Origin of the sequence: Pseudomonas sp. NPDC090755, from assembly GCF_044769005.1 — a bacterium.
Lineage (GTDB): Bacteria > Pseudomonadota > Gammaproteobacteria > Pseudomonadales > Pseudomonadaceae > Aquipseudomonas.
Genome location: NZ_JBIVXC010000001.1, coordinates 292,960 through 304,523 on the forward strand (window position 1 = coordinate 292,960; position 11,564 = coordinate 304,523).

Consider the following 11,564-nt stretch of genomic DNA (forward strand, 5'->3'; position numbering starts at 1 on the left):
TGCTCCGCATGTTTGCGAGCGGGGGCAGGCGCATGACCCAGAAGGGAAGAGATCGCCATGCTTGATAGTTGTCAGAATGCTCAGGAACGCTGGGGTGGGGTTCACAAGCTCATTGACCGCTTGCTGCAAGAGCGTGAGGAGTTGGTAACAGCCTTTCGTGAATTGCGCGACGCGAAGCCAGCCTTCGCCGACAAGTCATTGAATGGGCGCTTCTGTGAAATCCTCGTGGACTACGTGTCTGCCTGGCACTTCGAGGTGTGCGAACAGCTGGCCAGCGAGGCCAAGGCCTTTGGTGATGGTCGTGGGCTGGAGTTGGCCGAGCAGATCAATCCGCGGATTGATGTGAGCACCGAAAGGGCTCTGTCCTTCAACGATCATTGCCATAAAGGCGATTGCAGCGACACGGAGCGTTTCGCCGAAGAGCTGAAAAAGCTCGGTGGCCAACTGCGCGAACGTTTCGAACTCGAAGACTGCCTGATCGAAGTACTGCATACCGCTCACAGCGAAGAGGCTGCGGAGCAGGCTTGACGGGTGTACCGACGTCTCAGTCGGCCACGCCAAGCAGCTCGATCTCGAACACCAGGGGCGTATAGGGCGCAATCAGGTCGCCCGCGCCTTCGGCGCCATATGCCTGGGCTGACGGAATGACCAGGCGCCACTTCGAACCTGTCGCCATTTCCGGCAATGCCACCTGCCAGCCTTCGATCACGCTCTCCAGGCTGAACCACTGTGCTTGCTGGTTCTGATCGAAGACCGTGCCATCTGGCAACTTGCCAACGTAACGCACCTGCACTTTTCCCTTCGGCGCAGGTTTTGCGCCACTGCCCTTGACCTGTTCACTGACCAGAATGCCGTTGGCCAGCTCACGTACACCCGCGCGTGCACGTTCGGTGGCCATGAAGCGTTTCTCCGCATTCAGCAACTGTTCGGTTTGTGCGTTGAGCGCAGCCTCATTGGCCTGTTTTTCATGTTCGCCGAGTATCGCGTCCATGCGCTCTTTGCTCAGGGCCAGCGGCTTGTTCTGATAGGCCTGGCGCAATCCTTCGATCAAGGCGTCCGGTTGCAAGTTGGGAACTTCACTACGCAGGCGCTCTCCCAGGCTTGCGCCCAGGCTGTAGGCCAGATCGTGATCGTTGTTGGTGGGGGTGGCAGGCGCCGCCATCAGCGATGCCGGCAATAGCAAAAGACCTAATACAAAATAGCGCGACACCGGCTCACTCCTGCTTCAGCGGAAATGAAGTATGCCAGCCTTCAGGTGATACATCGTGTAAATATCAGCAACACTTTGTACAGCATCTACACTTTATTCCAGCTGCAGCGATAACAACTTTGCCCAGGCATGCAACGCGGCGCCTTCGATACTGTCAACATGCCCTAGCGGCGGTAGCAGCAGAAGCATAGTATGAGCCGCACTCTCGTCAGCCAGGAGGTAAACCATGTCGGCCAATAAGAAGCCAGTAAGTACGCCGTTGCACCTGCTCCAACAACTCTCGGGCAGCCTGCTCGATCATTTGGAAAATGCCTGCTCGCAAGCGCTGGCTGATGCTGAAAAACTCCTCGCCAAGTTGGAAAAACAACGCGGCAAGGCGCAAGAGAAACTGCACAAGTCTCGCCTCAAACTGCAAGACGCTGCCAAGGCCGGTAAAGCCAAGGCACAAGCCAAGGCCAAGTCGGCCGCTGCTGAACTGGAAGAGCTGCTCGACTCGCTCAAGGATCGTCAGTCGCAGACGCGCACCTACATTGCCCAGCTCAAGCGTGATGCCCAGGAAAGCCTGAAACTGGCCCAGGGCGTTGGCAAGGTCAAAGAGGCCGCCGCCAAGGCGCTGACCCAGCGTACGGCAAAACCTGCACCTGCGCCTGCAGCTGCCAAACCGGCCGCCAAGGCACCGGCCAAGGCCGCGAGTAAGCCCGCTGCCAAACCCGCCGCGGCAAAAGCACCGGTACGCACTGCTGCCAAGCCAGCTGCTAAACCTGCTGCTAAAGCACCTGCCAAACCCGCCGCCAAGACGGCTGCCGCCAAACCGGCCGCTAAACCTGCAGCCAAGCCTGCGGCAGCGAAAGCACCAGCCAGGCCCGCGGCCAAACCCGCTGCTGCTAAAGCGCCTGCCAAACCCGCCGCCAAGACTGCCGCAGCCAAGCCGGCAGTGGCCAAGGCCCCAGCCAAACCTGCAGCAGCGAAACCGGCAGCCAAGCCCGCCGCCAAACCTGCAGCAGCGAAGCCCGCAGCCAAGCCCGCGGCCAAACCTGCAGCAGCGAAGCCCGCAGCCAAGCCCGCCGCCAAGCCTGCAGCAGCGAAGCCCGCAGCCAAGCCCGCGGCCAAACCTGCAGCGGCGAAACCCGCGGCCAAACCGGCAGCCAAGCCAGTTGCGGCGAAAGCGCCAGCCAAGCCTGCTGCAAAACCGGCAGCCAAGCCCGCCACGCCATCGGTAGCCGCCAAGCCTGCAGCGCCGGCAGCCCCTGTGACGCCAGCCGCCGCGCCAGCTTCCAGCACTTCGGCACCGACGCCATCGGCTGCACCGACTGCTTCGGTAACGACGCCTCAGCCCCCGTCTTCGGCGTCCTGAGTCGTACGCATCACGACGCGCAGCCTGTGCAGCGCGTCGTGATGTACGCCGGCGTCTGCTGCCAGCCATTGCAACCAGTCTGCGCCAGGTTCGGGTGTGGGCACCCAGTGCTCGCAGAGACCCTCCAGGCGCTCCAGCAGAATGCGTTCTGCCGCCAGCTCCAAGCCCTTGATCTGCTCACGCAAACCCGCCAGTTGAGGATCGTCCGCGGCTGCCTGTCGCCATTGCTGGCGCACGCTGCGTAGCGGTCTGACCACCTCGGTTTGCCAGGCATCAGCCTGCTCATGCAGCGTACGCAGGCGTTGCGCGTCCGGCGTCACACCCCGTTCGCCCAGCCACATCGCGCAGAGCAGCAGGCAGACATCGCCGCCCTGATCCTGCCAGTGCAGGCACGCCGCCTCGACGCCTGGGCGGGCGTAGAGCTTCAAGGCAAAATTCCACAGGTCGGTGTGCATGGTCCCACTCGCGCCAGTTGCCGACGAAGCTGGTAGACTCCGCGGCCATTATGATCAGACTATCGAACCTCACTTTACAGCGTGGTCCCCAGCGCCTGCTAGAAGGCGCCGAGATGACCCTGCACGCCGGTCAGAAGGCCGGCCTGATCGGTGCCAATGGCGCCGGCAAATCCAGCCTGTTCGCCCTGTTGCGCGGTGAGCTGACGCCCGACTCCGGTGACTGTCAGCTGCCGGCCGACTGGCGTATTGCGCACATGCGCCAGGAGGTCGATACCCTCGACCGGCTGGCGGTCGACTATGTGCTCGATGGTGATGCCCGCCTGCGCAAGGTGCAGGCCGAGCTGGCTGCCGCCGAAGCCGCCCATGACGGCACGGCATTGGCGCGCCTGCATATCGAGCTGGACAGCGCCGATGGCTACACCGCCGATGCCCGTGCGCGCAAGCTGCTGGCGGGCCTGGGCTTTACCAACGAGCAGATGGATCGTCGGGTCGGTGACTTCTCCGGTGGCTGGCGGATGCGCCTGAACCTGGCCCAGGCACTGATGTGCCCGTCCGACTTGTTGCTGCTCGATGAGCCGACCAACCACCTCGACCTCGATGCGATCCTCTGGCTGGAAGACTGGCTCAAGGGCTACCCGGGCACGCTGCTGCTGATTTCCCACGACCGCGATTTCCTCGATGCGGTGGTCGACCATGTCGCCCACGTCGAGCAGTGCAAGCTGACGCTCTATCGCGGCGGCTACACCGCCTTCGAGCGCACCCGTGCCGAGCGCCTGGCCCAGCAGCAACAGGCCTACGAGAAGCAGCAGGCCCAGCGCGCACACATGGAAAAGTACATCGCCCGGTTCAAGGCCCAGGCCACCAAGGCACGCCAGGCACAAAGCCGCATCAAGGCCCTGGAGCGCATGGAAGAGCTGTCGGCCGCCCATGTCGATTCACCGTTCGATTTCACCTTCCGCGAGTCGGAGAAGATCTCCAGCCCCTTGCTCGACCTCTCCGAGGGCCGCCTGGGCTACGGTGACAAGACCGTGCTGGAAAAGGTCAAGCTGCAGCTCACCCCGGGTGCTCGCATCGGCCTGCTCGGCCCTAACGGTGCGGGTAAATCGACCCTGATCAAGAACCTCGCCGGTGAGCTGGAGCCGCTCAGTGGTCGCCTGGTGCGGGGAGAGAACCTGTCGGTGGGCTACTTCGCCCAGCACCAGCTCGACTCCCTGGACAACAAGGCCAGCCCCTTGCTGCATCTGCAGCGCCTGGCACCGACCGAGCGTGAGCAGACCTTGCGCGACTTCCTCGGTGGCTTCGACTTCCGCGGTGGGCGTATCGACGAGCCGGTGGTGAACTTCTCCGGTGGCGAAAAGGCCCGGCTGGCCCTGGCACTGATCGCCTGGGAACGCCCGAACCTGTTGCTGCTCGACGAACCGACCAACCACCTGGACCTGGAAATGCGCCTGGCGCTGACCATGGCCCTGCAGGAGTTCAGCGGCGCGGTACTGGTGGTCTCCCACGACCGTCACCTGCTCAAGAGCACCACGGATGATTTCCTGCTGGTGGCCGATGGCAAGGTCGAGACCTTCGACGGCGATCTGGATGATTACACCCGTTGGTTGGTCGACTATCGCCAGCGCAATGCGCCGGTCAGCACTGCACCGGTCAACGCCGACAAGACCGACAAGAAAGCCCAGCGCCAGGCCGCCGCTGCCTTGCGCCAGCAGTTGGCCCCGCACAAGCGTGAGGCGGACAAGCTCGAGCGCGAGCTGGGCACCCTGCACGAGCAATTGGCGAAGGTCGATGCCAGCCTCGGTGACAGTGCCTTGTACGAGTCGGCGCGCAAGGACGAGCTGCGTGACCTGTTGGCCCAGCAGGCCAAGCTCAAGGTTCGCGAGGCCGAACTGGAAGAAGCCTGGATGGCAGCCCTCGAGCAGCTGGAGACCATGCAGGCGGAGCTGGAGGCGTTGTCTTGATTGGGTCGTTGCAACTGCCGGTGCCACCGGAGTGGATCGCTCCGTTCTGGCTGGGCCTGCAGATCCTGCTGATCCTGTGCGCCGCCTTTGTCCTGCAACGCCTGGTCGGACGCTGCCTGAAGCGTCTGGGCGAGCGCTACCCGCTGCCACCGGAGCTGATGATGCCGGTGCGCGGTGGCCTGCGCTGGCTGATCATGGGCAGCGCACTGGTGTTCGTGCTCGAACGCCTGGGGGTGTCCGCCACGGTGCTGTGGACGGCCTTGTCCGGTTTCGTTGCCGTGGCCGCGGTGGCGTTCTTCGCCATGTGGAGCGTGTTGTCGAACCTGTTGTGCGCCGTGTTGATCTTCACCGTCGGGCCGTTTCGTATCGGCGACGTGGTGGAACTGGTCGAAACCATCGACAAGCCCGGGGTGAAGGGGCGGGTGGTCGCCATCAACCTGCTGTACACCACCCTGATCGAACTGCCGGAAACCGGCGGGGCAACGGTCCAGGTACCCAACAGCCAGTTCTTCCAGAAGTCGGTGCGGCGCTGGCGCGGAAGCGAGATCGTGCCGCTGGTGGGCGAAGACAAGACGGCCGGTAACTGATCGATTGCTGAAAAAAATCGTGGTTATTTTTTCGCCAGCGCACTAGCTTAGAGCTTTGTAACAAGTCAGGGCCGAGGTGCGCGATGTCATTGGAAACGTGGTTGGCATTTTTTGCCGCTTGCTGGGTGATCAGTCTGTCGCCGGGCGCCGGGGCCATTGCCTCGATGTCCTGTGGCTTGCAGTACGGCTTCTGGCGCGGTTACTGGAACGCCCTGGGCCTGCAGCTGGGCCTGGTACTGCAGATCGCGATTATTGCAGCCGGCGTCGGCGCTGTCCTCGCGGCATCGGCCACCGCGTTCCAGGTGATCAAATGGTTTGGCGTTGCCTACCTGGTCTACCTGGCGGTCAAGCAGTGGCGTGCACTGCCCGCCGACATCACTGATGACTCCGCCGTGCGGCCCATCGGCAAGCCGCTGAGCCTGGTGTTCCGTGGCTTCCTGGTCAACGTCAGCAACCCCAAGGCACTGATCTTCATGCTCGCGGTGCTGCCGCAGTTCATCAACCCCCACGCGGCCCTGTTGCCCCAGTACCTGATCATCACTGCGACCATGATCACCGTCGACCTGCTGGTCATGGCCGGCTACACCGGGCTGGCGGCGCGGGTATTGCGCCTGCTGCGCACGCCCAAGCAGCAGCGGCGGATGAACCGGACCTTTGCCGGTTTGTTCCTCGGTGCGGCCACCTTGCTGGCAACGATCCGACGCGCACCGGTCTGAATGCTGTAGCCGCTACCGCGGGTGGGAGCGGCGGTGCGACGCATCGCGGGGCAAGTCGAGTCGTCGCACCGCCGCTCCTACAGGCAGTCGATCGCAGCAACAGAGAAAGGCGACCTCAGGGTCGCCTTTTTTTGCTGAAGATGAAATTGTCACTAGATTTTGCAGAGATTGCCCTGCAAACCTTGAGTGATGGCCATTGGAAGTGAACAATGCAATACCTCGCATTGTCATTTGAGATTGGCCCCATGATTCCCCGTTCCCGCTTGCTCGCCTGGTTGCTATGGCCGGTGCTGGCGCTGAGCAGTACCACGCTTCTGGCCGACACGGTCGAAGACGCGGCCAAGGCCCTGCACTTGCTCGACTACATTGGCGCCGACTACCCCGCCACGGTCGAGGCGGGCAAGGTGGTGGACGAAGGTGAATACCGTGAGCAGCTGGAGTTCACCGACGTGCTGCAGGGCCTGGTTGCCGGTTTGCCGGCCCGTGCCGAACGCCAGGCACTGGAGCAGGGCGTGGTCAGCCTGCGCCAGGCGATCAACCAGCACCAGGACGGTGCCAGCGTCGCGCGTCAGGCCCGGCAACTGGGGGCACAGCTGGCGGTAGCGTATGAAGTCAGCCAGGCACCGATCATCACCCCCGACCCCAGCCGCGGCGCACCCTTGTACGCCCAGCATTGCTCGGTTTGCCATGGTGACAGCGGTGCCGGTGATGGTCTGGCGGGCGTGGGCCTGACTCCGCCACCGGCAAATCTGCGCAGCAGCGAGCGCCTCGACCGGCTGAGCCTGTATGACCTCTACAACACCCTGGGGCAGGGCATCGAAGGTACCGACATGCCGTCCTTCGCCGACCAGCTTGATGAGCGTCAGCGCTGGGACCTGGCCACCTACATCGCCGGTTTTACCACGGAGCCTGCCAAGGCCAAGGCTGAAATCACCTTCAATCTCGCCGATCTGGCCCGGCAGACACCGTTGGAAGTCGAAGCGTCCCAGGGCGCCGAGGCTGCAGCTGTGTTCCGCGCCCAGCGTGCCCAGCCACCGCAGGCCCAGCGTGGCCCGACGCAGCTTCTGGATTACACCGCGAGCACCCTGGACAAGAGCCTGGCGGCCTACCAGGCAGGTGACCGCGAGCAAGCCTACGACCTCTCGGTGGCGGCTTACCTGGAAGGTTTCGAGCTGGTCGAAAGCTCGCTGGACAACATCGACACCAACGTGCGCAAAGACACCGAGAAGTCGCTGATGGCCTATCGGCAGGCCGTGCAGGACGGCTTGCCGCCGGAGCAGGTCAGTGCGCGGCTGCAGGTGGCCAAGGCCAAGCTCAAGGAGGCCGGTGGCCTGCTGGGTGGTGGTGGCTTGAGCTGGTCGTTGAGTTTTGTCTCCGGGTTGCTGATCCTGTTGCGTGAAGGCCTGGAAGCGATCCTGGTGCTCGCCGCAATCCTGGCGTTCCTGCGTAACACCGGCCAGCAGTCTGCCATGCGCAGCGTCAACGTCGGCTGGGGCCTGGCCCTGTTGGCCGGGCTGGGGACCTGGGCCCTGGCGGCCTATGTGATCGATGTCAGTGGCGCCCAGCGTGAACTGCTCGAAGGCTGCACGGCGTTGTTCGCCAGTGTCATCGTCTTGTGGCTCGGGGTATGGATGCACGACCGTCGGCACGCGGCGGCCTGGCAAAGCTACATCAAGAGCAGTCTGGTCAGTGGCGGTGGCCGCTTCGGTTTTGCCGTGCTGGCGTTCTTCTCGGTGTACCGCGAGCTGTTCGAAGTGATCCTGTTCTACGAGACCCTCTGGCTGCAGGCAGGACAAGCCGGGCACAACGCCGTGCTGGCTGGCGGCGCGACGGCCCTGGTGCTACTGGTGGGGCTGGCCTGGGTGATCCTGCGCGGGTCGGCGAAGCTGCCGCTGGCACTGTTCTTCAGCATCAACGCCGCCTTGCTTTGCGCCCTGTCGGTGGTGTTCGCCGGGCACGGGGTCAAGGCCCTGCAGGAGGCCGGCGTATTCGGCACCCGCCCGGTGTCCTTCTTCGAGTTCGACTGGCTGGGCATCCACGCCGATGCCTACTCGCTGGCGGCCCAGGTGGCGGCCATGCTGGCCATTGCGGTGCTCTACGGACGCAGCCGACTGGCCGAGAAACGCCGCGTCTCGGCGGGTTGATTTGAAGCCGCACGGGCGAGCAGGGATACTGTTCGCCCGTTTTCGTTGGAAGCTGATGTGATGCGTGTCTGGATCGATGCCGATGCCTGCCCCAAGGCGGCCAAGGATCAGGTCGTCAAATTTGCCCTCAAGCGCCAGCTCGAGGTTGTGCTGGTGGCCGGGCAGAGCCAGATCAAGCCGGCGTTCGCCTGCGTCAGGCTGATCGTGGTGCCCAGCGGGCCGGATGCTGCCGATGATTACCTGGTCGAGCATGCCGAACCGGGCGAACTGGTGATCTGCAGCGACGTGCCCCTGGCCGATCGCCTGGTCAAGAAGGGCGTGGCCTGCCTCGATCCACGCGGGCGTGAGTTCGACGAGCGCAACATGGGCGAGCGCCTGGCGGTGCGCAACCTGTTCACCGACCTGCGCGAACAGGGCCAGGTCGGTGGTGGCCAGGCGCCCTATGGCGATCGCGAGAAGCAGGCCTTTGCCAATTCACTGGACCGCATCCTGACGCGCCTGGCGCGCCAGTATCCGGGCTGATCGCGGGGCAAGCCCGCTCCTACAACGCCTGTGGGCGCGGGCTGCCCCGCGATGGCTGCTCACTCGCCTTCGTGGGTCAGCTCCAGCACCCGGTCGACCAGCTTGTAGATGCCGCCTGCGGCCTCGCTGATGCTCTTGGCGAGCATGTAGGCCGGGGTGCTGACCAGCTTGCGCTGGGTGTCTTCGACGATGTCGTGGACATCGCATTCCTCGTGGGTGCCGCCCATCTTGACGATGGCCGCGCTGGTGCCGGCGTCGTTGCCGATGGTGCAGACCACGCCCGGGCCATAGATCTTCGCGGCCAGGGCCGGCGAGATGCAGATCAGGCCGACCGGCTTGCCGGCTTCGGCGAAGGCTTCGGCCAGGGCCAGCACATCCGGATGGATGGTGCAGCCAGTGCCTTCAACGGCAAAATTCGACAGGTTTTTCGCCGAACCGAAGCCGCCGGGCACGATCAAGGCATCGAAATCCTTGGCATCCGCTTCACGCAGGTCCTTGATCTCGCCGCGAGCGATACGCGCCGATTCCACCAGGACGTTGCGCGATTCGGGCATTTCTTCACCGGTTAAGTGGTTGATCACATGCATCTGCGCGATGTTCGGCGCAAAGCACTGCACCTGGGCGCCGCGCTGGTCGAGGCGCAGCAGGGTGATCACGCTCTCGTGGATTTCGGCGCCGTCAAAGACACCACAGCCGGAAAGAATCACTGCAACTTTTTTGGTCATGCTCACTACTCCCGAGTCGAGGCGTTAAATGTCCTCTAAATTGGCAGATGTCGCCATAGGGTTTGCGGGCATCCGGGCCTAATCTTGTGCAATAGCCTGGAGATGGATGACCCATGGACCTGATTTTGCTGGCGGTGCCGTTCTTCTTTGTCCTGATTGTGGTCGAGTTGCTCGCCGACCGCCTGCGCGGCATGCGCACCTACCGGCTGGCAGACGCCATCAACAGCCTCAGCACCGGCGTGCTGTCGACCACCACGGGCTTGTTGACCAAGGGGGTAGGGCTGGTCACCTATGCCCTGGCCTGGGAGCACCTGGCGCTGTTCAGGCTGCCGGGCGAGGCGCTCTGGGTCTGGGTGCTGGCGTTTGTCCTCTACGACCTGTGCTACTACTGGCTGCACCGCTTCGGTCATGAGCGCAATATCCTCTGGGCGGCGCATTCGGTGCATCACCAGAGCGAGGACTACAACCTGTCGACGGCCCTGCGCCAGACCAGCAGCGGCTTCCTGTTGTCGTGGATCTTCTACCTGCCGCTGGCGGTGCTGGGTGTGCCGCCGCTGGTGTTCATCACCGTCGCGGCGCTGAATCTGCTCTATCAGTTCTGGGTGCATACCCGGCACATTCCCAAGCTGGGCTGGTTCGAGTGGCTGTTCATCACGCCATCCAATCATCGCGTCCACCATGCACAGAATCCTCTGTACTTGGATCGTAACTACGGTGGCGTGTTCATTGTCTGGGACCGTCTGTTCGGCACGTTCCAGGAAGAGGACGACAACGAGCCGGTGATTTTCGGCGTGACCACACCGCTGGCCAGCTGGAATCCGTTGTGGGCCAACCTGCAGTTCTACGCCCAGTTGTGGCATGACGCCCGGCACGCCGAGCGCTGGTGGGACAAGCTGCGAATCTGGTTCATGCCCACCGGCTGGCGCCCGGCGGATGTGGCGCGGCGCTTTCCCCAGCCCAAACAGGACCTGAGCCGCTTTCGCAAGTTCGAGGTACCGCTGGGCTGGCCGCAGCAGGTCTATGTGACGCTGCAGTTTGCGCTGTATGTCGGGTTGGGCAGCTACCTGATGGAGCATGCCGAGCAACGGTCGACCGCGGCCCTGGTGCTGGGTTGGGCGGTGATGGCGTTCGGCTTGTTCGTGTTCGGCGCGGCCCTGGAGAATCGCCCCTGGGCCTTCAGGCTGGAACTGGCGCGGCTGGGGCTGAATATCCCGGCCATGGTGCTGGCCGGGATCACCGACTTATGGCCGGTCACTGCCCTGGTCTGGATCGCGCTGGTCGGCTACAGCCTGCTCAGCCTGGTCGGTCTTTACGCCAGCCGCTTCCTTGCGAGCGACGCGCGCCGCCCTGAAGCGACGGCGCAGCCACAGGCAGCCGCCGAGGGCCAGCAGGCCGCCGAGCACCCATAGCTCGTATTCCTTCACGTTGCCCAGGATGCCTTCGAGAATGGCGCCGAAGTGGTAGGCGGCGGCACCCAGGGCCAAGGCCCAGACGATCGCGCCAATACCGTTGAGCAGCAGGTAGCGGCGCGGCGGGTAGCCGGACAGGCCGATGGCAACCGGCATCACCGTGCGCAAACCGTAGACAAAACGGAAACTCAGGACCCAGATATCCGGATGGCGGCGGATATGCTCCAGCGCGCGGTCACCCATCATCTGCCAGCGCGGTTTGCGCGCCAGCAGCTTGCGCCCGTGTTTGCGCCCCATGAAGTACCAGAGTTGGTCACCGGCATAGCTGCCGAAGAAGGCCACCAGGACCACCAGGTTGATATCCATGTATCCGCGGGACGCAAGGAAGCCTGCGAGAACCAGGATGGTCTCACCTTCAAAAAACGTACCGAGAAAAAGGGCAAAGTAGCCGAAATCCTGCAGGAATTGTTGGAGCATTTTC

Annotated in this window: 11 protein-coding genes and 1 pseudogene; 8 read left to right on the forward strand and 4 right to left on the reverse strand. The window is 63.5% G+C overall.

Annotated elements, in window-relative coordinates; all coding sequences use genetic code 11:
• The first annotated feature begins 57 nt into the window (after positions 1 to 57).
• Positions 58 to 528 (forward strand): sigma D regulator, encoded by a 471-nt coding sequence (gene rsd, locus ACIQUS_RS01430; RefSeq protein WP_403041928.1) that lies wholly within the window; start codon positions 58 to 60, stop codon positions 526 to 528.
• A 16-nt stretch (positions 529 to 544) separates the two neighbouring features.
• Here the strand turns inward: rsd and ACIQUS_RS01435 are convergent, their stop codons facing one another.
• A complete protein-coding gene (locus ACIQUS_RS01435) occupies positions 545 to 1,210 on the reverse strand; it encodes an FKBP-type peptidyl-prolyl cis-trans isomerase (protein WP_403041931.1) in 666 nt (221 codons plus the stop codon).
• Between the two features lie 226 nt (positions 1,211 to 1,436).
• On the opposite strand from ACIQUS_RS01435, the gene ACIQUS_RS01440 reads away from it, so the two are divergent.
• Positions 1,437 to 2,564: an AlgP family protein gene (locus tag ACIQUS_RS01440; protein ID WP_403041934.1), complete on the forward strand. Its 1,128-nt coding sequence runs from the start codon at positions 1,437 to 1,439 to the stop codon at positions 2,562 to 2,564.
• Here ACIQUS_RS01440 and ACIQUS_RS01445 read toward each other — a convergent pair.
• A complete protein-coding gene (locus ACIQUS_RS01445; protein ID WP_403041937.1) occupies positions 2,540 to 3,019 on the reverse strand; it encodes a TIGR02444 family protein in 480 nt (159 codons plus the stop codon). The genes ACIQUS_RS01440 and ACIQUS_RS01445 overlap by 25 nt on opposite strands.
• Before the next feature lie 50 nt (positions 3,020 to 3,069).
• On the opposite strand from ACIQUS_RS01445, the gene ACIQUS_RS01450 reads away from it, so the two are divergent.
• The 5 genes from ACIQUS_RS01450 (at position 3,070) to ACIQUS_RS01470 (ending at position 8,949) form a co-directional block, all read left to right on the forward strand.
• A complete protein-coding gene (locus ACIQUS_RS01450; protein WP_403041940.1) occupies positions 3,070 to 4,980 on the forward strand; it encodes an ATP-binding cassette domain-containing protein in 1,911 nt (636 codons plus the stop codon).
• Positions 4,981 to 4,988: 8 nt separating this feature from the next.
• The gene (locus tag ACIQUS_RS01455; RefSeq protein WP_403043010.1) at positions 4,989 to 5,567 is read left to right on the forward strand and encodes a mechanosensitive ion channel domain-containing protein; all 579 of its coding nucleotides are present in this window, start codon (positions 4,989 to 4,991) and stop codon (positions 5,565 to 5,567) included.
• 83 nt (positions 5,568 to 5,650) lie between these two features.
• The gene (locus tag ACIQUS_RS01460; protein WP_403041965.1) at positions 5,651 to 6,283 is read left to right on the forward strand and encodes a LysE family transporter; all 633 of its coding nucleotides are present in this window, start codon (positions 5,651 to 5,653) and stop codon (positions 6,281 to 6,283) included.
• A 245-nt stretch (positions 6,284 to 6,528) separates the two neighbouring features.
• Positions 6,529 to 8,427: an FTR1 family protein gene (locus tag ACIQUS_RS01465; protein WP_403041967.1), complete on the forward strand. Its 1,899-nt coding sequence runs from the start codon at positions 6,529 to 6,531 to the stop codon at positions 8,425 to 8,427.
• 60 nt (positions 8,428 to 8,487) lie between these two features.
• A complete protein-coding gene (locus ACIQUS_RS01470) occupies positions 8,488 to 8,949 on the forward strand; it encodes a YaiI/YqxD family protein (protein WP_403041970.1) in 462 nt (153 codons plus the stop codon).
• A gap of 59 nt (positions 8,950 to 9,008) precedes the next feature.
• Here the strand turns inward: ACIQUS_RS01470 and elbB are convergent, their stop codons facing one another.
• Entirely contained in the window at positions 9,009 to 9,674 is a 666-nt protein-coding gene (elbB, locus tag ACIQUS_RS01475) for an isoprenoid biosynthesis glyoxalase ElbB (RefSeq protein WP_403041972.1), read from the reverse strand.
• Positions 9,675 to 9,865: 191 nt separating this feature from the next.
• On the opposite strand from elbB, the pseudogene ACIQUS_RS01480 reads away from it, so the two are divergent.
• Positions 9,866 to 10,414, forward strand: a pseudogene (locus ACIQUS_RS01480) (sterol desaturase family protein); the annotation flags it as partial.
• A 501-nt stretch (positions 10,415 to 10,915) separates the two neighbouring features.
• Here ACIQUS_RS01480 and ACIQUS_RS01485 read toward each other — a convergent pair.
• Complete coding sequence (locus ACIQUS_RS01485) at positions 10,916 to 11,560, reverse strand: DedA family protein (RefSeq protein WP_403041975.1); 645 nt, start codon at positions 11,558 to 11,560, stop codon at positions 10,916 to 10,918.
• Positions 11,561 to 11,564 lie beyond the last annotated feature (4 nt).

Coding starts and splice junctions, on each gene's coding strand:
- rsd (WP_403041928.1), top strand. CDS start 58: ATGCTTGATAGTTGTCAGAATGCTCAGGAACGCTGGGGTGGGGTTCAC.
- ACIQUS_RS01440 (WP_403041934.1), top strand. CDS start 1,437: ATGTCGGCCAATAAGAAGCCAGTAAGTACGCCGTTGCACCTGCTCCAA.
- ACIQUS_RS01445 (WP_403041937.1), bottom strand. CDS start 3,019: ATGCACACCGACCTGTGGAATTTTGCCTTGAAGCTCTACGCCCGCCCA.
- ACIQUS_RS01450 (WP_403041940.1), top strand. CDS start 3,070: ATGATCAGACTATCGAACCTCACTTTACAGCGTGGTCCCCAGCGCCTG.
- ACIQUS_RS01460 (WP_403041965.1), top strand. CDS start 5,651: ATGTCATTGGAAACGTGGTTGGCATTTTTTGCCGCTTGCTGGGTGATC.
- ACIQUS_RS01465 (WP_403041967.1), top strand. CDS start 6,529: ATGATTCCCCGTTCCCGCTTGCTCGCCTGGTTGCTATGGCCGGTGCTG.
- ACIQUS_RS01470 (WP_403041970.1), top strand. CDS start 8,488: ATGCGTGTCTGGATCGATGCCGATGCCTGCCCCAAGGCGGCCAAGGAT.
- elbB (WP_403041972.1), bottom strand. CDS start 9,674: ATGACCAAAAAAGTTGCAGTGATTCTTTCCGGCTGTGGTGTCTTTGAC.
- ACIQUS_RS01485 (WP_403041975.1), bottom strand. CDS start 11,560: ATGCTCCAACAATTCCTGCAGGATTTCGGCTACTTTGCCCTTTTTCTC.